Source organism: Rickettsia typhi str. Wilmington, assembly GCF_000008045.1.
In the GTDB taxonomy this organism is placed as follows: Bacteria; Pseudomonadota; Alphaproteobacteria; order Rickettsiales; family Rickettsiaceae; genus Rickettsia; species Rickettsia typhi.
In genome coordinates this window covers 307,685-329,766 of record NC_006142.1, presented here as the reverse complement: position 1 = coordinate 329,766, position 22,082 = coordinate 307,685, and the positions used below count along the sequence as shown (strand labels likewise).

Below are 22,082 nucleotides of genomic sequence, written 5' to 3'. Positions count from 1 at the left end.
TCACCCGATTCTAATTTTTGTATCGCTAATAAAAATGTAAGGAGGTACAACTAAATTTAAAGAAGCGGGACCTTTTCTCACTCTGCCTGAAGAATCATATTGTGAACCATGACACGGACAAAACCATCCATTATATTCACCTTGATTAGAAAGCGGAACACAACCTAAATGAGTACAGATGCCGATTGTTACAAGCCAATTATCATGGCCTGCTTTTACACGTACTTCATCTTTTTCCGGATCAATAAGCTCTGACATCTTAACAGCTCGTGCAGAAGCTATTCCATCAGGGGTACGATTAGTGATAAAAATCGGCTTACCTTGCCATTTAACAGTAACTGTTTGCCCTATTGCAATACTTGATAAATCAACCTCAATTGAGGATAAGGCTAACACATCTGTGGAAGGATTAAGAGAATCAATAATAGGCCAAAAAGCACATGCCGCCCCAACAGCTGCAACACTACTAGCCGTTAGAACTATAAAATCACGACGTGTTGTTTGTTTATTTCTATTATCTTCAGTATCTGACATATAAAAATAACATGAATTAGCGATTATTATCGTTTAGTGCATTATTAAGATTATTTTGATTTTCTAGTTTTTCATAAGGATTAATTATAGGAGGCACAGTATCTGAAATACTATCTGCTTGTTTTTGCATGAACTTATTTATTTCATCTTCTAACACTTTTGCACCTGTGACTTCTTCATGCTGATATTCTCCAGGATCACTTAAGCAATTCCAAAATTCACGCAGTGGTAATTTACCATTCACAAGTTTCAGTTTAGGAATACAATTTTGAGCAACTGCTTTACTTTGTGATAATATATCCTCCGTTTCACGACCAAAATAATCTATAAATCCGATTTTTTTTAAGCCTAATACTGTATAATATAAAGTAATTAATGACGCAACCGCTATAATTAAATACCATTTAGTGATAATAGACCACAAAAAGAACCCCATAGGATTTGCTGCAATCAACCTTCGTAAAGCACGCCACATATATTGTCTCAAAAAAAATAATACTCATCTTATTTTATATCACTACATTAATAAAAATAAAGCGAAATCATGTAATATTGTAAATATTTTTAATTAAATATGCACTTAAGCAAAACGAAACAGGTAAAAATATCAAATTAATTCCTATTATAATAAAAATTAATTGTAAATTATGATCTTGTAATATTAAACCAGTCATTATAATATTCGGAATTAATAACGGCATAATAAATGTACCAACAAAATTAGTATTCTTCTTAAAATAACATTGCATACTACCTGATAATACTACTAAACTACTTGATAAAATGAATATCATCCACACACTAATAAAGAAAAGTGCTATATCAAACAAAATTTGATCAAAAAAAATATAAATAATTGGTAAAACAAAAAGAAGACCTACTGTAGTACAGCTAAATATAGCAATAAATTTAGCAAAAATAATTTTTTCACAACTAACAATTGATAATAACAACTCTAAGCTTCCATCTTCTACATCAGATTTAAATATCACAGTAGAAAAACTGATTAATGAAATTAATAAACAAATTACCGAAAAAATTAAACCAAATTTGCTAATATCCCTTTCACTGTTAATTAAAACAGTACTAATTATGTAAAATAGAAAAAATATAACTATATATTTAATGATATTATTAATGCGATGCTGCAATATAAATTCATGTTTAATTAGTACAAATAAATTATTCATAATTAAACACATTATATATTAAAGACATAATCGCTGCAACAGTTAAACCTATACCAATTTCCACAATAAATATAGCGATATGTTGAGCTACTAATTTATCATCAATAAAATGTGTGAGAGAATAATAATCCAAATAATTATCATTTAAAAATAGAGATATTATTCCTACAATTGCATATATTGCTACACCTAAAACGGCAACAGTAATCAATATATTTTCTTGAAAAAATTGCTCCCCATAAATCATATTATAAGCGACAAGACCAGAAGCAAATATAACACCTGCTTGAAACCCACCACCAGGTGAAAACTCACCATTAATCTGAATATATATACTATATAAAATTATATAAGGTATGATAAAGTTAGTAACGTATTTGATTATTGGATATAATTTGAGATGTATCATACCATGGCGTGAGAACTGAATCTTGTATTGCGTATTGGAATATGAGCTATAATGATCAAATAGTGGTATGCTATCATTAGACTTTTTTGAAAATACTAATAACACAGCAATTCCTGCGATTAAAATTACACTAGTTTCACATAAAGTATCATAGCCACGGTAGCTAGCTAAAATTGCAGCTACAAAAGACGGTATACCTATATCTCTAGAGGTATTTTCTACATAATACTTACTAGAATACATATGAATAGGAGTATTATTATCACCGTAACTCGGTAACTCTAATCCTAAATAAGTCAGAGTTACTACAAACAATATACATATTACACTTGATGGAATAATATTTGTTATTTTGATATTTTTTAAATTGGCAGGTAATTTACGTAATAAATTTAAATATACACATGTTGATAAACAAGCACCAAGTGCCGCTTCGGTCATTGCAACATCAGGAGCATCCATAATAAGTTCAGATACACAGATTAATATACTAAACACAGAAGAAGAAATTATTGCATTTAATAAATCTTTAGCAAAAATTATTTTTATAGATACTAAAACTAATAAAAAAACAATTAAGTTAAGTAGATAATTACCTAGATCAAAATTTAAAGCTGTTTTTACTGCCATATTATTGTTTAAATTTAACTTAACGTCATTGCGAAAAGAAAGATAATTTCTAGTTTTGACATAAGAATCTTATCAAACATCTTAAGATTGCTTAGTCAATTACTTTCTAATTTTCTTCAAAAGAACTGTATGATAAGTTCTGTTTTTCATAAGCAAAGATGCTTTGCCTAGTGCATGAGTTGCTACCGGATTTAGTAGCAAAATAAGTAATGCAGCTAAAATTAATTTAATAGAGTTGACAATATCTGACTCAATTAATGCAAAACCTATTAAGCAAATAGGCACACCAAAACTCTCAATAACACTTGCCGCATGTAATTTAGTATAAAAATCAGGAAATCTAAAAAAACCTATTATCCCTGAAAATATCGCAAATACTCCAATAATGATGACTAATATCCCTATATAATATAATATCATTTTTTTATTTTTTATAATGTTATTAATGTAATCTAGTGGTCGCAAACTACAAGAGAAACTTGAATTGTTGTGCGACTTACGCTGTGATAATACTATCTATTCACCTTGTGCAAGGCTATAACATGCAACTCCATCAAACTCAAATAAATTTTCTACTTTAATAAAATCAATATTTGCTTTGCTTAAAGCTTGAAGCAATATTATGATATCTAAATGCTTTATTTCTGTACCGTCTTTATTCATAAAGCGACAACACCAATGATCAGAAATAATTTCAAACCTTAAATCATGAGGCCACAATTTTAATCCTTTTGACGAAATGGTTTTGAGCTCAAAATTACCAATATCAAGCTTATTAATTTTATCTGCTATATCATGAGCAGAAAATACATGAATATTAATAAAAATATCTGTACCGACCAACTTCTTAACTTCTGTAGTATCAATTTTATACTCTATCTTACTCTCTTGCTTCTTAACAATTAAAGGATAAGATGCTTTAGGTAATGTCATCGGCAACTGCCCTAATCTTTTAATTACTTCTTCAGCAAATTCTTTTGTACATACTTTTTTACTAGAACTATGCTCACTATATATATCGAATGTATGTACTCCATCCTCTATGGTTTTCTTCCAAGCGTTTTCGATTAAACTAGCAATATCACCTTGTCCTATATGAACTAGCATCATTATAGCGGCATTTAAAAGTCCTGAAGGATTAGCAATACCTTTACCAGCAATATCTGGAGCACTGCCGTGTACTGCTTCAAACATGGCATAATGCTGACCGATATTTGCAGAACCTGCAAGACCAACTGAACCAGAAATTTCAGCAGCTACATCAGAAATAATATCACCATATAAATTAGAAGTTACGATTATGTCAAATATTTCCGGCGTTGTAGCAAGCTTTGCCGTGCCGATATCGATAATATAATGCTCATTATCAATTTGTGGATATTCTTTAGCGATTTCATTAAATACTCTATGAAAAATTCCATCAGAAAATTTCATAATATTATCTTTACTTAAACACGTAACTTTTTTACGGTTATTTTTTACTGCATATTCAAAAGCATATCTAATAATTTTTTTACATCCTGTATGACTTATCAACTTCAGTGACTCATACATATTATGCGTTTGACGGTACTCTATACCTGAATATAAATCTTCTTCATTCTCACGTATAATAGTTAGGTTTAAATTTGGATGTAGAGTTCTAGTAAAAGGATGAAATGAAACAGCAGGACGAATATTAGCAAAAAGCTGTAATGTTTTACGAATCGTAACGTTTAAACTTTTATATCCTCCACTTTGCGGAGTAGTAATCGGTGCTTTAAGTATAATCCCTGTACGTTGTATTACATTCCAACTTTCCTCACTTATGCCTGAAGTATAATGCTTCTTATAAAGTTTTTCACCTACTTCAATTGTTTCTAAACTAATCCTAGCTTCAGCTTGACGTAATATATAAAGTACTGCATCCATGATTTCAGGGCCTATACCGTCCCCATATGCTATTGTAATCGGTGTAAATTCTGCCATATTAAAATACTCTCGTGTTTTATTCCTACGTGGATCAATTTTAAATTCAATCCTTTCTTTTTTGCATAGCTTACTTAGACAATAAACTTGATGACAAACGGCAAACTATCAATAATTGATTGAGACTTCTTTTAACCTTTCATTCAACATGAAAGTCACTTCAGAAGTAATATTCAAGTTATTTTTAGCATATAAGACTTGAGCACTTGGAATTACCAAATTCAGGTTATATTTCTCAGCGAGTTCACTAATTATTGTAATAGTTGTTTCATGAACTCTACTCATAGCCTCAGCGTGTGCTTGTTCAAGCTTTGTTTTCCTAATCTGAATTTCTTTTCTAACGTAACTAACTTTTGCATTAAATTCGTTTACTCTATTCTCAAATTCATCATTACTTAAATTAGAACGCTCATTTAGCAGTTTCTCTTCTAGAGGTTTAAATTCTGCTTCTTTTGCAGCAATATCTTCCTGAATTTTATGATTCAGTTTTTCAATTTTATTACGTAAATCTTTTATAGCTATCGAACCCTCCAATATAGATTGGACATCCGCAACAGCTACTCGAACTTTGAAATTATCTCCTTTAATTGCTACATTTTGTGCCTCAGTTATCATTGAGAAACTTATTATGCATATACATAAACAGAGTATTCGATACATCATCTTTGGTCCTTATAGAGATTAAACAACGTCTTTTACCTTCATTATTGCAAAAAAAAGTACAATAGTAAATGTACTAAACAATCTTAAAAAGCACATTTTTTATTATTTTTGTGTACTGCCAAATCACTTCGATCCTTATAATGACATCTCTTAATAATCTAAGATAAATAACATTAAGTAATTTGTCTATAATTAAAAACTGAACCTTTACCATTACCGCACATGAGATATTAGTACCTTCAGTACATCTATAAATAGAATCAATCTTCTTGATATAAATTGTATGCAAAAAAATTTAACAAAATATAAAATAAAAAGCGTTATTATTTGTTCTGAACCAAAACTATTGTAATAACCATACTCTTTTTATTTTTTTTTATTTATTATATTTTAAGTAAATTTAATATTGCTCGGACATTATCAAAAGTTAAACATCTTTTATATTAATCCTTTTGGATGCTAGTAAGTATTTCTAATTTTACATCATTACAATAATCATTAAGTTATGTGCTACATCTTTTATGACAAATTCTTTAAAAGAGATACTATTTAGTTTTTATTATCATTATATTATACACATCTTCCTTATAACTAAAGTAAGTATGATAAAATTAAACACAAATAGTACTATGATTAGCGTTCGTTAGTCTCTATTTTTACTAAGTTGTAAAATTCTTAGTAATTTTACTTCGTACAGTTTAATCAATTAATTTTTTAAGAACTTAATATTCCAATTTTGATATTTTAGTGTATAATATTGCAAATTATTATAAACTTGTAAAAATTTCTAAAGATGACATCTATTCGTAATATAGCAATTATTGCACACGTTGATCACGGAAAAACTACACTTGTAGATAATATGCTGAAACAAAGCGGAACATTTAGAGCTAATCAGACAGTTGCCGAGCGTGCCATGGATTCTAACGAGCTTGAACGCGAACGTGGAATTACAATACTTGCTAAATGTACAGCTCTTATGTGGAATGAGATTCGTATCAATATAGTAGATACACCAGGACACGCTGATTTTGGTGGTGAAGTAGAACGCATACTTAGCATGGTTGATGGTGTTGTGTTACTTGTTGACGCATCAGAAGGACCAATGCCACAAACAAAATTCGTACTATCTAAAGCTTTAAATCTTGGCTTAAAACCTATTGTAGTTATTAATAAAATCGATAGAGATGACCAAAGAATTAAGGAAGTTATAGATGAAGTGTTTGAACTATTTGTGGCACTTGAAGCAAATAATGATCAACTTGACTTCCCTATAGTCTATGCATCAGGTAGAGCAGGTACAGCATCTTTAAACTTTGATAATAAAATAAATCCTTTAGATAATTTATCTCCACTTTTTAACCTAATAGTAACACACGTACCTACGCCTTCAGCTGATAATAAAGCACCGTTTTCTATGCTTGTGACAACACGAGAATATAATCCTTTCTTCGGTAGGGTTTTAACAGGGCGTATACAAAGCGGAACTGTTAAAATCAACCAAAACGTAAAAGTATTAAATCATGAGAATAAAGTACTTGAAACTGGTCGTATTACTAAAATATTAGCCTTTAGAGGTTTAGAGCGAATTGCTATAGACCATGCTACAGCAGGCGATATTATTGCCCTAGCAGGCGTTGAAAATGCTAACGTTGCTGATACTATCTGTGCACCTGAAGTAACCGAGGCTATACCTTCTCTACCTATAGATCCACCAACTTTATCCATGACTTTTAGTATTAATGACTCACCACTTGCAGGAAGTGAAGGTACTAAAATTACATCAAGCTTAATCGGAGCTAGATTAATGCGTGAGCTTGAGAGTAACGTCGCTCTTAAAGTAACAGAAACCGCTAATAAAAATGCTTTTCAAGTCGCAGGACGAGGTGAGTTACAGCTTGGTATATTAATCGAAACTATGCGTCGTGAAGGGTTTGAGTTGTCTATCAGTAGACCAGAAGTATTATACCATACTGATAAGACAGGTAATAAGCAAGAACCTATTGAAGAAATCCAAGTTGATGTTGATGACGATTATATTGGAGTAGTTGTAAAATCTTTAGCACTTAGAAAAGCTGAAATGACTAATATGAGACCATCAGGTGGCGGCAAAAGCCGTATTACATTCATTGGCCCATCTAGAGGATTAATTGGCTATTACAATCAATTTTTAACAGAAACACGAGGAACAGGGATTATAAATCGTATTTTCTACGGATATACTGATTATAAAGGTCCTATCGAGGGAAGACGTAAAGGCGTACTTATCTCTAACTGTGATGGAGCAGCAGTTGCATATGCTCTATGGAATCTAGAAGAAAGGGGGAAAATGTTTATAAACCCCGGCGATAAAGTATATAGAGGTATGATTATTGGTGAACATAATCGCGATAATGATTTAGATGTAAACCCACTAAAAGCAAAACAACTAAGCAATGTTAGAGCAGTTGGTAAAGACGAAGCAATAAGACTTACTCCACCTATGCTTTTAACACTTGAGCAGGCCATAAGCTATATACAGGATGACGAACTAGTTGAAGTAACGCCAAAATCTATTCGTTTACGTAAAGTTCTCCTTAACCCAAACGATCGTAAAAGAGCTGCACAATGATTTATTGTTATTCCTATTTTAGTTTTATTAAGTAAATTGGTCTTTCGCAACCTATAGCTTAACGGTATTGTATATAAAATATTAATTACATCTATCAAGTAAATGTATAATGCATGTAATAATCTAAAACGAAAATAAAATTATTTAATTCAAAAAATTATCTTAGAATTAGTAAAAATACAGGTTTCCAATATTACTAAATTATGTAAGTATCAAAAAATAAACTACTAAAATAGTTAGAAAAATTTTAAGATCAGTATAAAGTTGTAGACAAATTAAAATTATATGAAGAAATATAAATGAATATAAACTACAAGATATATTTAATTAAAAAATAAAACAGAAACTTAATGGCTGTTTTGATAAAAAATAGTTTTAGAAAACTAATTAACTTATGTGTACAAATACAAGCCACAACAGTATGACAATTTACTATTTTGTGCACTATACTCAGTTATAGTATACATGGTTGAACCAAAAACCTAAATAGTATAATAACACACTTTCTTTACGGCCTCTATTAAATCATTGGCACTTGGCATAGCTAATTTTTCTAAATTAACGGCATAAGGTAATGGTACATCTTTACCACTGACAATCTCTATTGGTGCATCTAAATAATCGAATGCTTCTTTCATAACAATAGACGCAATACTTGCTCCAACACCAGCAAAAAACCACCCTTCTTCTACTATAACTAAACGATTAGTTTTTTTTACTGATTCTATGATCATATTAGTATCAAGAGGCTTAATAGTACGCAGATCAATTAACTCACAATCAATATTATCATTCTGTAAAATATTTACCACATCTAGTGCAAGCTTTACTTGAATTGAAAAAGTTACTATAGTTACATTACTACCTTCTTTTAAAATTTTTGCCTTACTAAAAGGTATAGGCTCAATTATGTCTGGTACATCAAAACTATGACCATATAAAATCTCATTTTCTAAAAAAATAACCGGATTATCATCCCTAATAGCTGTCAGCATTAGCCCTTTATGATCTTCAGCACTATAAGGTGCCACTACTTTTAACCCTGGAATATGAGAATAACAAGCTGTATAATTTTGGCTATGCTGAGCTGCAACTCTACTTGCTGCTCCATTTGGCCCTCTAAACACTATAGGACATTTTACTTGCCCGCCTGACATATAATGAGTTTTTGCAGCTGAATTAACTATATGATCAAATGCTTGCATAGCAAAGTTAAAGGTCATAAACTCCACAATAGGACGCAGTCCTGCAAACGCTGCTCCGACTGCAAGCCCTGCAAATCCATATTCCGTTATTGGTGTATCAATTACCCTCTTAGAACCAAATTGCTCTAGTAACCCTTGAGTAACCTTATAAGCTCCTTGATATTCTGCAACTTCCTCGCCTATGACAAAAACTTTGTCATCTCTTAACATCTCTTCTTGCATTGCATCACGCAATGCTTCACGTACAGTTATTTGCATTATCCCTTTTTATTTAAATTAAATATTTTCATTTACTTATCATGTAATCACATAAATTAACAATATAATCTAGCTAAAAATACTAATAATAGTAGTTCATATTTATTTTACTGGATACAGTCTGTACAAGAGATGGAGTGATACAGTATAATAAATAAGCTGTGCAAATTTTAAACATATATATCTGTATATAATTCATCTTCAGAGGGTAACGGTGAATTTTCTGAAAATTCTACTGCCACTTTTATTACTTCTTGTACAGACCGTTCTATTGCTTTTAAGTCTTCTTCAGTTGCATATTTATTATCAAGTATTATTTGCCTTATTCTGACTAACGTATCACGCTCTTTATATTTCGCTACTTCTTCTTTACTGCGATATTTTGCTGGGTCTGACATAGAATGCCCACGATAACGATAAGTTTTTACCTCTAATATCACCGGAAAACTGTTTTCTCTCACATATTCAGCTACTTGTTTAGTCCCATTATACATTTCTTCAAAATCCATACCATCTAACTGAAAGCCTCTAATACCAAATGATTCCCCTTTCTTATATAAATCACGCATAAAGGTAGAACGTGATACAGAAGTACCCATCGAATATTCGTTATTTTCAATAATATAAACTACAGGTAACCCCCATAAAGAAGCCATATTAAAAGCTTCATACACCTGACCTTGATTAACAGCTCCATCACCTAAAAAAGTAAAACAGATATTATTGGTACCATTATATTTCTCTGCGAAAGCAAGCCCTGTACCTATAGGTACTTGAGCTCCAACTATACCATGTCCACCGTAAAATTTGTTCGGTATATCAAATAAATGCATCGAACCACCCTTACCTTTTGAGCAACCTGTAGCACGCCCCATAAGTTCAGCGAGTACATATTTAGGCTCAGTCCCAGCTAAAATAATATGAGCATGATCACGATAACTAGTAATAGTACTATCACCTTTTTTCTTAATCAACTCTACTGCAGAAATTACTGCTTCTTGCCCTATATATAAATGACAAAAACCTCCAATTTCGCCCATTCCATATAACTGCCCACATTTTTCTTCAAAACGACGTAGTAAGAGCATATCTTTAAAGCTTTTTATATACTCTTCCTTTATCGGCTTATATTTTTTCGGTTTTATATTCACTAATTACTCCTTAAGAATATTGTCATCACATTGTAAAATTACTGCATGACATTTGTTTCTGGATTCCTGCTTATACTGAAATAACATAACACTAAAAATGCAAAGTTACAAAATACGGAACATGATCCGAAGGCCGCAACCAATCTCGTGCTTCTGATAGTACATTCATAGAAAATAATGCATCTTTTAAATTATCACTAACCCAAATATGGTCTAGTCTTCTACCTCTGTTAGATTTTTTCCAATCTACATTTCTATAACTCCACCAAGTATAACATTTTTTGTCAAGTGATATGAAATATCTATTACTGTCAATAAAACCTAACGAGTTTTGTAGCTCTACCAATAATGAGCGTTCAATATCGGTATGACTAATAACATTTCGCATCTGCTTACTAGACCATACATCATGTTCATGTGGAGCAATATTTAAATCCCCAACAATAATAATTTTGTCATTTTTAGTACGGTTAGTAGTAAACCATTCCTTCATTAACCTTACATATTCGAGCTTATGTTTAAATTTTAAGTTTACTTCTATATCAGGTATGTCACCACCTGCTGGAACGTAAAAATTATGTATCTCTAAACCATGAACTATAGCTGCTATATGCCTTTTATCGTCATTATATAATTCCAGTGAAAAAACATTATTCAAAGGCAATTTTGAAATAATAGCAACACCATTATATGATTTCTGCCCTGAATATATTACATGTTCATATCCTATATTTTTAATAACTTCAAGTGGAAATAATGAATTAGCTACTTTTGTTTCTTGAAGTAAAATAATATCTGGCTGATATTCATATGCTAATTTCCTTAATAACTCAATACGTAGACGCAATGAATTAATATTCCAAGTAACTATTTTCATTGAATGTTTTAATCCTTTTTTATAGCTGCACCTATTATTGCATCTCTGAAATAAATTATTCCAAGTTGATTAAAAGGATTTTTCATATCAATTTTCTCTTTTTCTTCTTCAGGAATTTTAATCATAGTATTACTTAATATAGCATAATAAAGGTTATTAGGCAAAATATACCCTGCTGCACTTTGTATTCCAAGTGCTTTTCCAGTATGATGAATCATTAAATGTTTAGAATCAAGATCAGTCAGAAAAATACCGTAACCCGTATAAGACTTACGGCTTTCTATACCTTGTGCTACAAAATACTTAGTAGTCATAAGTTTATACGACTTCTTAGAAAGAATTTTTCCTTCATTTAATGCCCTATACCATTTCACTAGATCGTTTGGTGTTGATATTATCCCTCCATCTGCACAAGGTACTGCTAAAAAATCTGCAGTTACAGGAGTAAATATAGGCTTATTGCTATTATTAGGGGTTACAAAATACCTTACCGGATAATTAGAACTAACAACATTTTTCTGAATTCTAGCAGCTTCACTATATGAAGCAAAACTAGTAGATTTCATGTTTAGAGGTTTAAAAAATTCGTCATAAAAAAAGTTAGCTAAATCTTTTTTAGCAACCTTTTCGATAATCATACCGAGTATGACAAAATTAGTATTACTATATTTAAATTTTTTTCCTATAGATATTTCTAAAGGCTTAGAAGATACAAATTGTAATATTTTCTTGTGCACCTCTTGCTTAGACATATTTAAATCAAGTTTAACAAAACTAAAATATTCTGCAATGCCACTACTATGTGTTAACAAATTATGAATCGATATTTTATATGCCCAATCTGGCACCTTGCCACCCCACATTTCTGGATCAAGGTATTTACAGATTTTATCGTTAATATTCAATAATTCCTGTTCTTGTAATTTTAAGATTCCTGCGGCTGTAAAAGGCTTTGTAGCAGAAGCAATAGGCATCATTTCATTTGCTTTTAATTGTTCACCATTTAAAGCAAAAATGCCTTTAGCACCAGTTAATAAAGGTTTATAATCATCAGCAAACATAAAAACGGTATTTAAAAATCTATTATTTAGATATTCTTTTTCTACTTCATGCATTCTTTGCTGTATATCTGCAAAACAATAAAAACAATTAGTAATTAAAAAAAATAGCAATAAAAAACATCTAGACATCATAAATTCAAGACTCCACAAACTTATCAGAATACAATTTACAAAAGTTCGATAATAAAGAAAAATTTTCATGATATACAGAAAAAGTACACTAGTACCTGATGATACGAATACCGGAGCGACATACAACTTAATTTTAAGAGACAAGTTATGTAAGACGTCTAGTAAAATAAAATGGTAATTTTGCCTCTAACTTAATCTCTTTACCAACAATCGATTCCGATAAATATATATTATTAGCATGCAAGAACATATATTTACTATATGGCATTACTTCTTTATTACCATATTTATCATCTCCAAGTATTGGACAACCTAGCAATTGAGCATGCAACCTTAATTGATGCATTCTACCTGTAACTGGCATAAATTCAATCAAAAATAAATTATTATTAAGTGATTTAAGTAATTTATAATAAGTAATGGCAAGTTTACCATTGTCACTATCAATATCAGTAATTTTAAACATTCTTCCTTTACTTTTTCCTATATTACTTTTAACTATGCCTACATTTTTAACTGGCCTCCCATAGGTTATAGCAAAATATTTTTTGATAACCAATTTTTCTTTAAAAGCATCATGAAGTTTTACACTACTTAAATAATTTTTTGCTATTAAGAGTAAACCACTTGTTTCTTTATCTAATCTATGTACTAACTTAAAATCAGCACCTTGATAATTCAAATATTTTAATGCAGAGTCAATAGATAAATTGATTTTACTTCCTCCTTGAGTAGCGAGACTTGCAGGCTTATTTATAGCGATTAAATGATCATCTTCATATATCAAATAATCAGTCAAAATTTTCTTCGCCAACTTAATTTCAGCATCAGCAAAAACTAATGTTTCATGTTGTGTAACAGGTAAATTAAAGTAATCGTTAATAAAAATTGTATCCCCTTCTTTTACTCTTAAATTCGCTTCTGCTTTTTGAAAATTAACAGTGACTTGTTTTTGACGCAATGCTTTCTCTATTACTCCTTGAGTCAATGATGGATATAAACGCTTGAGATATTTATCTAGCCTGAAAGGAATAGGAGTATTGACATCAATTATCATTTAGAACTTTTTATTATTTTGTTATTATTTTATTGTATGTATTGATTACGCCACTTTGAACACACGCTCAAACAATAAATAATACACAATTCATTTCTCGAACTATGTGAACAATACAAACAAAAATAGCACCAAATTATTATAGATAAAAGGATTATAGCAATAAACTGATGTATAAAAGCAATGATTATAGGTATAGAGTATAAAATAATCATTACTCCAGTAGCTATCTATATCAATAATACAATTATGCGAAAATATACTATCTTTGTTAATTGAAGATGTTTTACTTTAAATAAAAAATTGCACCAACTACAAATACAATAAAACCACCTAAACGATGTATGAATTGTATAAAAACTGGCTAATACACATTAGCAAGATTAAAGAAATTATCTTGTATCTCAATCGAAATAAAATTATCACTCATTAGCGAAAAATTATTATATACTATATACTTGCCATGCAACTAAAGTACCTAAAAAATTTGTATATATATATTAATAAATAGCAATACAAAAAAATATTAGTGCTAATTTAAAATCTGTCTTTGATGATATTAACAAAATACCATAATAATTTTTTATTAATTGATAAATAAAAGTATATGCTAAATAATCACAGCAATAATTCAATGAAAGGCAAGCCAAAAATGACTAACAAAGTGACTATTCAATAAACCGCGTTCAAGCATATACCATCCCATAAAACCTTGTATACAAAATAACAACAAAGCAATAATATAAGGTAGCATTATACACCTTTTTATAACACCTTGAAAATAAAAATATATTAAAAGTACAATATATATTAAAACTGTAATTTTACCGAGTAATCGATGAAACTCCAACAATCAACTTAAACTGTGATAAAATCATTCCGCAATTAACTAAGTGATATCCAGGAAAAGCTTGATATTTATCAAATGCCACTTACCAATTTTTAAAACTAAAAGGAGGAAAAATACCTGCTACAGAAGACCATGCGACTTATAGATAAACCAGAACCAGTAAGCCTAGTTGTACCGCCACTATAATAATCATAGATATAACAATGATACAGCTTATAAATAACAATCTTGTAATTAAGTTTTGATACATTTTTCTTATGTTTTTCATGATATTAATGGAAACTAAATAATTTAAAATACTTAACATAATTTCATAATCACAACTAAAGTGTCCTTAATTCTTATATTTACTTAAGTATTTATGTTATATTCGCATGTTCATAACTATTTTATCTTCGTAAGCAAAAAAACTTATATATTTTAGATATAGCTTGTCATAATTTTACGATAAAAAATAACAAGATAACTTAATCAGTATTAGGTACACAAACTAAAACTTCACCTAAAATACATTATTCAATAAAACTTATATAGATTAAATTACTGCTAAAGAATTTTTAAAAAGAATTTAATAAGATGCACGTGTGAGCTAAGAACACAAAAATGACTGCAATAATTTCTATACTATTAGAATTCTAATTCTTTTTTGACACTAAAAAATGAATCAGTGTTGTAGAACTAACATTATACGTACGCAACAAACACAATTTTTTTAAATTTTAAGGTAATTGCATTGCTAGTAAACAATTGTTCATATTACTATGAAAGTAGTAATGCTTTACTGTAATACCGTGATTTATGGACGTGACACAGTTATAAAAATTAGTTATTCTCTAAATATCGTGTCCAAAGCATTATATGATATAATATTCAAATCAAGACTCAGCACCATTTTCTCCATCCACGATGCTATCCGCAAGACGTTTTTTATTTAAATTTTTATTACGGTACTTACGTTTCGCATTTTTTGGAGTGACTTGTGTTTCTTCTAAGGATATACCATTATTTTCTATAACCTTCATCTCTTCCACAATGTTTACAGTTTGCTCTACACTCTGATCTTTTACTGCATTAACAATGTTATTATTAGCTGTTTTCCATTTATGTTTATTTTTTCGTAATTGTTCTTTTTTTGGTTCTTCTTCAGTATAATCAGCACTATGATTCTGAATTACCGGCTTAACAGTATTAACACTATTGTTCTGTTTCTTAAATAATTTAACTTTTTCAATTGAATAACTATCTGATGTAGCATTAGGATCGGAATAAAAATTAAGCTTTATATTGTATTTTTCTTCAATAAATTTTATCTCAGCACGTTTATTATTAAGTAAATAAATCACTGAAACGATATTGGTAAAAACATTTATTATATCAATTCTTTCTTCAAAAATTTCATTCTCTATAGTACGTAAAATTAACATAGCATTAGCATCACTCGCTCTAATAACTCCTTTACCATTGCAATGGAAACAAACTTCCGAATTAGTTTCTAAGAAAGAGGAACGTAATCGCTGCCTTGAAAATTCAAGTAGTCCAAACTGACTAATATTACCGGTTTGTATACGAGCACGATCACGACTTAAAAATTCTTTAAAAGATCGTTCAATGATTTTACGATTCTTAGCTTCGCTCATGTCTATAAAATCAACGACTATTAAACCTGATAAATCTCTAAGTTTTACTTGCTTTGCTACTTCTTTTGCTGCTTCTAAATTAGTTTTTAGCGCAGTTTCTTCAATATTTTTTTCAGAAGTTGATTTACCAGAATTGACATCAATTGAAATCAACGCTTCTGTAGGATTAATAACTATATACCCACCTGAAGGTAGTGTAACGATAGGCTGATATAATTTCACTAATTGCTCTTCTACTTGAAATTGAGTAAATATAGGTGTTTTATTTTTATGCTCTTTCAGCTTTGTAAGTTCTGAAGGTAATAAATCTTGCATAAATTTTGAAGCATCTTCATATGCTTCCTGTCCTTGAATCACTACTTCTTTAACATTGTGATCACACATATCACGTATAGTTTTACGTATTATACTATCTTCTTCATGAATAAAACACGGTGCTGAAAATTTAATAGTACTTTTACGAATTTTATTCCATAATCTTGCTAAGTAATTATAGTCTTTCTTCAAGTCTAAGGTACTACTGCCTCTACCTGCAGTTCTAACAATTACGCTATAAGTATTTTTTTGAATACTTACTATTTTATTTAAAATATCTTTCAGTCTTTTTCTTTCTTCGCCGTTTGATATTTTACGCGATATACCGTTTTGTGAACTTTTATTAGGCATTAAAACACAATATTTACCAGCCAAAGATATATAAGTAGTAAATGCAGCACACTTATTTCCTCGCTCTTCCTTAGTAACTTGCACTAATAATACTTGGTTTTTTCTTATTACATCTTGCACTTTATATGGTTTATATTGTGGAATATTTAACTCAGTGGTACAACTTTGAATAATTTCAATATCATCAGCTGACTCTAAATTAAACTCTGACTGAAATTTACTATCTACTAAATCTTCTATTGTTTTGAGATCAATTTCTTCACTATCAATCAAAGAATCATATATAACAGGTGGCTTCTCTTGATCATCCTCAATCGTGATATTGGCAAGAGCTATTTCAGGAAAAGCATTAACTGGGAAAGTACTCTCAGTAATAGACAAATTATAATAGTTAGGATGGATTTCACTAAACGGTAAAAACCCACTTTTATCCATTCCATACTCTATAAACACAGCTTGTAGCGACGGTTCTATTCTTGTCACTTTTGCTAAATAAATGTTACCTTTATTTTGTTGTCTTACGGTTGTTTGAAACTCAATATCTTCTATATTGTTACTTTGTCCTAATAAAACCACTCTTGTTTCACTTGGGAAATTAGCATCAATTATAATCTTTTTATGCATTTATCTTGCTCACTAACTTGAAGAACATATAATTAATATAATGCTTGTATCTTAAGACAAATCATTGCTTATCTTGTATTAATTTCTTAACAAAATCATTTTATCCATAAAAATTTATCCATAATTAAAAAATGAAATTTTAGATAAACTTTAAATAACACCTCTTTAAAATACTAAAAAATATATTATTACTTTCTTACATTAAAATATTTTTATATTATTTAATTCATTATTTTTAAATTAAATAATAATTTACATATAAAAAGACTACCATACTGGATTAAAAGCTGATAATCTAATAACTAATTATTATATACCTAAATTGTATTACGAATCTCTTTATTTAATTTTTAAGATAATAATCTTAATTATTATAATTATGAGTTATATACCATGTACCTATGTTTAGCAAACACTTAATTTATGACTTTAAAAAACGATTATAAAACTATTTTTTTTTCACTTTTTGGAATATTTATTTTTTCCTGTATCAATGCTATAAATTTTTATAATTTTAAAATTTTTTTACTGATTAAAAATTTAGGTGGAGAACAAATAAATAATATAAATCAAACTAAATTTATAGGTTCAATAATAGCAGGCTTTTCCTTAACGCAGTTAATTAATAAATTAAGTAATAAGATAATTATTTTAATTAGCTTATCTTTATTAATTATATGTACAATAAACCTCATTATATTAAATAATTATACTTTAATTAAAATTAATTTTATTTTAATTAATTTTGGAATCTTTTCATATTTCACTTCTATAACATTAGACATTATCGAGATTAGCAAAGACAAAAAATATCTTTTTCTAGCTTGTATAATATTGTTATGGGCGTGTGGAAACTTAATGATAGATTTATTAAATCCATTTATAAAACTCACAAATAATACTATGGTAATTTGTGCATTATTATACTGTATCAATATACTAACCGAATTTCGGCATGATAATCACACATCTAATAAATTACATTTAAATTTTAAATTTTCATCTTTAATAAAAAATATTGAATTACAATTATTAACAGGCTTTATAGTTTCTTATATCACCTTAAATATATTATGGTATTATGAAGCTTTTGCATTAAAAAAACAATTAGCATTAATTAATTTAAAACTCATACTAAAATATATTTTTTTAGCAATATGTTTTTCTATAATTCCTATATGTTACATATTAAACAAAATAAATAAATATTTTGCTAATTTAGCACTAAATACCATTTTACTTATCTGCTTTATTTTACTACCAATTCATGGGACTAATAAAAACCTTAATATATTATATATAATACTAATTGGTAATTGTTTAGGAGCCATTTTTATTTGTAATATTTTAATACTAATTGCTAAATTCCGAGATTACGAACTCAGGACAGCTTTATTGTCATATTTTTCAATGTGCAGCATCGGCATATATGCTGGAGCTTTATCATCACATATACCTTACGGCACTATTAATGGAAGTGATGTTTTATTCTCAGTTTTTTCTATAATTGGTAGTTTTGTAACTTATCATTTTTGGTATTTTATTAAGTATAAATTATATAGGTTCTAATTCCATCCTGTTACTTGCCTACTAAAATAGACACAGTATAACATAAGTTAGACTTCTTAAACCATACAACACAACCTATTGCTCCGCCACATGGCTATTATGTAATATTTTGTAACAAAATATTATTTGTATAATTTGAAATTAAATATTAACATTAAAATAAACAACCTCATATGCAACAAAGTACATTATTAAAACCAGTTAGTTGTTACGGTATTGGGGTGCACACAGGAAAACGCACACAGTTAACCATAGAACCCGCTAAAGAGAATACTGGAATTATATTCATTAGAACTGATATTTCTTCTGAAAATAATTATATTGAAGCTAGCTATTATAATGTATCCGATACTTTGTTATCGACGACTATAAGTAATAATCATAAAATTCAAGTTTCAACAATTGAACATTTAATGGCGGCACTTTGGGGATGCAGCATTGATAATGCAGTCATTAAAATTGATGGTCCTGAAGTGCCAATTATGGACGGTAGTAGTAAACCTTTTGTGTTTATGATTGAATGTGCAGGTAAAAAATTACAAAATGCTCCTAAAAAATATCTAAAAATTTTAAAAGAGATTAAAGTAGTTAATAAAGACTGTGAATTATATTGTACCCCTTCCGAACACATTACTGTAGATTTAACTATTGATTTTAGTAGTAAAGCTATAGGGAAGCAAAATCTAAATTTTGGAGTTCAAGAATCATTTACTAAAAATATTGCTGATGCTAGAACTTTTGGTTTTATAAAAGATGTTGAGTATCTGAAAAGCAAAGGACTCGCACAAGGTGCCTCATTTGAGAATGCTATAGGAATAGACGAGCATGATAAAGTATTAAACCCAAGTGGCTTACGTTATGCAGATGAGTTTGTGCGTCATAAACTATTAGATTTATTCGGCGATTTATATACAAGCGGCATTAGCATTGTAAGTGCAATTAAAGGGTATAAAACCAGCCATGCTTTTAATAACGAATTATTGCATAAAATATTTAGCGATACTACATCTTATAAATTTGTAACCAGTAACGAGTTATCATAATTATCTCATATTGATAAATTTCATTTTCTTTTTTGCATCCTTTTTAAATCTTTACATTTTTATTTCAACAGTATTAACTTTTATCTATAGCTTTTAATTTGACTATAATTTTTATAAAATAAATGTATCTTGAAGATAACTTACTTGGCTATATTAACTATTTTTTCTAAAAAAATTCTTTGAAACTGTGTATTTCAAAATTTGTATTATCTCGTATGCCGGAACCACTCTTATACATACTCCAATAATCCTTATCCTTTATTATTTTTGTAAAAGCTAATGTTTCTCTTATCACAGTCTAATTGCTCTAAATATTTTATATAGGAGTTTCTTTTATTAATATTACTTTTATCTTTTATTACTATTTTTTTGTTGTCAATAAGACAATCAATCATTAATGATGAAGTCATCATTACAACGTAATCCATAACTATTAATATATAAAGCACATTATCACTACTAATATAAGAGTTCAAATTTTGACCTAAATTATTTTCAAATACTCAGAAGCATTATAATTCATATATTATAAGATTGCTTCTTATTATCAAGATTAACTAACTTTGTATTATATAATTTTATGAATTTGACACAAACTACGAACTTGAAAAGTATAATTTGAATCATGAATTTTCACGCTCACTCCTAAAACAACAGCTCTACAGCTATCATGATCAGCAATATTAGGAATAAAAAGTACTGAAACTACATCAGTGATACTATTATTTAGTGAACTTGACTTTGTCTAAAACTAAATTAATAAGATTTAGCTTTGTTCAATATTTCACTAACACATGATTTTAAAAATCAAAAATTTATTTTTTCTCATATTTTTATAAATTTTACTTTTATTGTATTTATTATTTTAATTAATTTACAACTTGAGTTATATTATAAATTCTAATCAACAAACAAAATAAATGACTGGAAAAGAATTAAATAAAATTGTTGCAGCCATCTTATTTGCTAGTTTAATTGCTATGATTGTTAGATTTGTTGCAAATATATTATATAAACCGAACTTACAAGTGTTAAATCGCGGTTATAGCATTGCAATTCAGGAATCATCAGTAAACACAAATGCTACAGTAATCGTGCAAGAACCGGTAAATATACCGGAAGTGATGAAAACTGCTAACGCAAATCATGGTCGTGAAATAGTAAAAAAATGTTTAATGTGTCATTCTCTTGACAAAGATGGTCCAAATAAACTAGGACCACATCTTTGGAATATAGTAGGAAGATCCAAAGCAAGCATAACAGACTATAAATACTCCTTTGCTATATCAAAGCTTGGAGGCGTATGGGATGATGAAAATTTATTTGCTTTCTTACACAAACCAAGTAGCTATGCCCCAGGAACTAAAATGTCCTTTGCAGGTATATCAAAACCACAAGACATAGCTGATGTAATATTATTTTTAAAAAACTATGTTCATGATAAATAATTCTCTCAACGAGATATGGTTAATAATTGGTATAATTTGTATACTTGTTGAATGCTATATAGTTCAAAATATAGGTTTCTTATTCTTAGGACTTGGAGCATTATCAAACAGTCTTGTTGTATATAACAATCCTCTAGTTACTTTAATAAATCAAATAACATTCTTTGGTGTATTTTCACTTTTATGGTTTTGTATCTTATATTTTCCTCTTAAAAAATATATTTATAATAAAACTAATAGAACACAAAATTACTCGGATATGATAGGAAAAACAGTAGAGGTTTATAGCCCTACTGTTTCTGCTAATACTATAGGACAAGTCAAATGGTCTGGCACTATTATGAATGCTTATCTTGCTCCGAATGAAATCGATGCAAAAGCAGGAGAACAACTTTTTATCACCAGAGTAAAGGGGAATATACTAATTTGTTCTAAGCATAGACTTAATAATAATTCTTATAACAACATAAATGCTAATTTGTATAAAAAATTATAATTA

At 29.0% G+C, this 22,082-nt stretch carries 18 protein-coding genes and 1 pseudogene; 5 read left to right on the top strand and 14 right to left on the bottom strand.

What is annotated here, in order from left to right:
- From petA to RT_RS01270, 7 genes are all read right to left on the bottom strand, one after another.
- Complete coding sequence (gene petA, locus RT_RS01300; RefSeq protein WP_011190727.1) at positions 1-534, bottom strand: ubiquinol-cytochrome c reductase iron-sulfur subunit; 534 nt, start codon at positions 532-534, stop codon at positions 1-3.
- Between the two features lie 16 nt (positions 535-550).
- On the bottom strand, positions 551-1,009 hold the full coding sequence (locus RT_RS01295; protein ID WP_011190726.1) for a DUF2670 domain-containing protein: 459 nt from the start codon (positions 1,007-1,009) through the stop codon (positions 551-553).
- 67 nt (positions 1,010-1,076) lie between these two features.
- Positions 1,077-1,724 (bottom strand): heme exporter protein CcmB, encoded by a 648-nt coding sequence (locus RT_RS01290; protein ID WP_014419418.1) that lies wholly within the window; start codon positions 1,722-1,724, stop codon positions 1,077-1,079.
- Positions 1,717-2,763 (bottom strand): DUF4040 domain-containing protein, encoded by a 1,047-nt coding sequence (locus RT_RS01285; protein WP_011190724.1) that lies wholly within the window; start codon positions 2,761-2,763, stop codon positions 1,717-1,719. Before RT_RS01285 ends, RT_RS01290 begins: the two co-directional genes overlap by 8 nt.
- Before the next feature lie 99 nt (positions 2,764-2,862).
- Positions 2,863-3,183, bottom strand: coding sequence for a Na+/H+ antiporter subunit G (locus RT_RS01280; RefSeq protein WP_011190723.1), 321 nt, complete (start codon positions 3,181-3,183; stop codon positions 2,863-2,865).
- Between the two features lie 96 nt (positions 3,184-3,279).
- Positions 3,280-4,731, bottom strand: a complete 1,452-nt coding sequence (locus RT_RS01275; RefSeq protein ID WP_011190722.1) for an NADP-dependent isocitrate dehydrogenase — start codon at positions 4,729-4,731, stop codon at positions 3,280-3,282.
- Positions 4,732-4,839: 108 nt separating this feature from the next.
- Positions 4,840-5,394 (bottom strand): OmpH family outer membrane protein, encoded by a 555-nt coding sequence (locus RT_RS01270; protein ID WP_044286859.1) that lies wholly within the window; start codon positions 5,392-5,394, stop codon positions 4,840-4,842.
- Between the two features lie 793 nt (positions 5,395-6,187).
- Between RT_RS01270 and typA the strand changes: the two genes are divergently transcribed.
- Positions 6,188-8,005, top strand: a complete 1,818-nt coding sequence (gene typA / locus RT_RS01265; protein ID WP_011190720.1) for a translational GTPase TypA — start codon at positions 6,188-6,190, stop codon at positions 8,003-8,005.
- A gap of 482 nt (positions 8,006-8,487) precedes the next feature.
- On the opposite strand, the gene RT_RS01260 is transcribed toward typA, so the two are convergent.
- The 7 genes and pseudogenes from RT_RS01260 to RT_RS01235 all read right to left on the bottom strand — a co-directional run bounded on the left by RT_RS01260 (position 8,488) and on the right by RT_RS01235 (position 17,523).
- Positions 8,488-9,468 carry a pyruvate dehydrogenase complex E1 component subunit beta gene (locus RT_RS01260; RefSeq protein ID WP_011190719.1) on the bottom strand — a complete coding sequence of 327 codons (981 nt, stop codon included), beginning with the start codon at positions 9,466-9,468 and terminating at the stop codon, positions 8,488-8,490.
- Between the two features lie 170 nt (positions 9,469-9,638).
- Positions 9,639-10,619, bottom strand: coding sequence for a pyruvate dehydrogenase (acetyl-transferring) E1 component subunit alpha (pdhA, locus tag RT_RS01255; protein ID WP_011190718.1), 981 nt, complete (start codon positions 10,617-10,619; stop codon positions 9,639-9,641).
- 91 nt (positions 10,620-10,710) lie between these two features.
- Entirely contained in the window at positions 10,711-11,496 is a 786-nt protein-coding gene (xth, locus tag RT_RS01250; protein WP_011190717.1) for an exodeoxyribonuclease III, read from the bottom strand.
- 8 nt (positions 11,497-11,504) lie between these two features.
- Positions 11,505-12,689, bottom strand: a complete 1,185-nt coding sequence (locus RT_RS01245; RefSeq protein ID WP_014419417.1) for a serine hydrolase domain-containing protein — start codon at positions 12,687-12,689, stop codon at positions 11,505-11,507.
- Between the two features lie 145 nt (positions 12,690-12,834).
- Positions 12,835-13,746 carry an RluA family pseudouridine synthase gene (locus RT_RS01240; RefSeq protein WP_011190715.1) on the bottom strand — a complete coding sequence of 304 codons (912 nt, stop codon included), beginning with the start codon at positions 13,744-13,746 and terminating at the stop codon, positions 12,835-12,837.
- Positions 13,747-13,868: 122 nt separating this feature from the next.
- Positions 13,869-14,846, bottom strand: a pseudogene (locus RT_RS04380) (COX15/CtaA family protein); the annotation flags it as partial.
- A gap of 625 nt (positions 14,847-15,471) precedes the next feature.
- Positions 15,472-17,523, bottom strand: coding sequence for an Rne/Rng family ribonuclease (locus tag RT_RS01235; RefSeq protein WP_011190714.1), 2,052 nt, complete (start codon positions 17,521-17,523; stop codon positions 15,472-15,474).
- Positions 17,524-17,946: 423 nt separating this feature from the next.
- Here RT_RS01235 and RT_RS01230 point away from each other — a divergent pair, with 423 nt between their 5' ends.
- From RT_RS01230 to RT_RS01215, 4 genes are all read left to right on the top strand, one after another.
- Positions 17,947-19,092, top strand: a complete 1,146-nt coding sequence (locus RT_RS01230; RefSeq protein WP_011190713.1) for a hypothetical protein — start codon at positions 17,947-17,949, stop codon at positions 19,090-19,092.
- Between the two features lie 173 nt (positions 19,093-19,265).
- Positions 19,266-20,135, top strand: coding sequence for a UDP-3-O-acyl-N-acetylglucosamine deacetylase (gene lpxC, locus RT_RS01225; protein ID WP_011190712.1), 870 nt, complete (start codon positions 19,266-19,268; stop codon positions 20,133-20,135).
- Positions 20,136-21,055: 920 nt separating this feature from the next.
- Entirely contained in the window at positions 21,056-21,583 is a 528-nt protein-coding gene (locus RT_RS01220) for a c-type cytochrome (RefSeq protein WP_011190711.1), read from the top strand.
- Complete coding sequence (locus RT_RS01215; protein WP_044286857.1) at positions 21,567-22,079, top strand: NfeD family protein; 513 nt, start codon at positions 21,567-21,569, stop codon at positions 22,077-22,079. Before RT_RS01220 ends, RT_RS01215 begins: the two co-directional genes overlap by 17 nt.
- The last annotated feature ends 3 nt before the right edge of the window (positions 22,080-22,082 follow it).

Excerpts from the sequence above, each read along its gene's own strand:
- RT_RS01230 (WP_011190713.1), top strand. The coding sequence starts at position 17,947 with ATGACTTTAAAAAACGATTATAAAACTATTTTTTTTTCACTTTTTGGA.
- RT_RS01270 (WP_044286859.1), bottom strand. The coding sequence starts at position 5,394 with ATGATGTATCGAATACTCTGTTTATGTATATGCATAATAAGTTTCTCA.
- RT_RS01220 (WP_011190711.1), top strand. The coding sequence starts at position 21,056 with ATGACTGGAAAAGAATTAAATAAAATTGTTGCAGCCATCTTATTTGCT.
- RT_RS01260 (WP_011190719.1), bottom strand. The coding sequence starts at position 9,468 with ATGCAAATAACTGTACGTGAAGCATTGCGTGATGCAATGCAAGAAGAG.
- RT_RS01235 (WP_011190714.1), bottom strand. The coding sequence starts at position 17,523 with ATGCATAAAAAGATTATAATTGATGCTAATTTCCCAAGTGAAACAAGA.
- RT_RS01280 (WP_011190723.1), bottom strand. The coding sequence starts at position 3,183 with ATGATATTATATTATATAGGGATATTAGTCATCATTATTGGAGTATTT.
- xth (WP_011190717.1), bottom strand. The coding sequence starts at position 11,496 with ATGAAAATAGTTACTTGGAATATTAATTCATTGCGTCTACGTATTGAG.
- petA (WP_011190727.1), bottom strand. The coding sequence starts at position 534 with ATGTCAGATACTGAAGATAATAGAAATAAACAAACAACACGTCGTGAT.
- RT_RS01240 (WP_011190715.1), bottom strand. The coding sequence starts at position 13,746 with ATGATAATTGATGTCAATACTCCTATTCCTTTCAGGCTAGATAAATAT.
- RT_RS01275 (WP_011190722.1), bottom strand. The coding sequence starts at position 4,731 with ATGGCAGAATTTACACCGATTACAATAGCATATGGGGACGGTATAGGC.
- RT_RS01215 (WP_044286857.1), top strand. The coding sequence starts at position 21,567 with ATGTTCATGATAAATAATTCTCTCAACGAGATATGGTTAATAATTGGT.
- typA (WP_011190720.1), top strand. The coding sequence starts at position 6,188 with ATGACATCTATTCGTAATATAGCAATTATTGCACACGTTGATCACGGA.
- RT_RS01295 (WP_011190726.1), bottom strand. The coding sequence starts at position 1,009 with ATGTGGCGTGCTTTACGAAGGTTGATTGCAGCAAATCCTATGGGGTTC.
- RT_RS01290 (WP_014419418.1), bottom strand. The coding sequence starts at position 1,724 with ATGAATAATTTATTTGTACTAATTAAACATGAATTTATATTGCAGCAT.
- RT_RS01245 (WP_014419417.1), bottom strand. The coding sequence starts at position 12,689 with ATGATGTCTAGATGTTTTTTATTGCTATTTTTTTTAATTACTAATTGT.
- lpxC (WP_011190712.1), top strand. The coding sequence starts at position 19,266 with ATGCAACAAAGTACATTATTAAAACCAGTTAGTTGTTACGGTATTGGG.
- RT_RS01285 (WP_011190724.1), bottom strand. The coding sequence starts at position 2,763 with ATGGCAGTAAAAACAGCTTTAAATTTTGATCTAGGTAATTATCTACTT.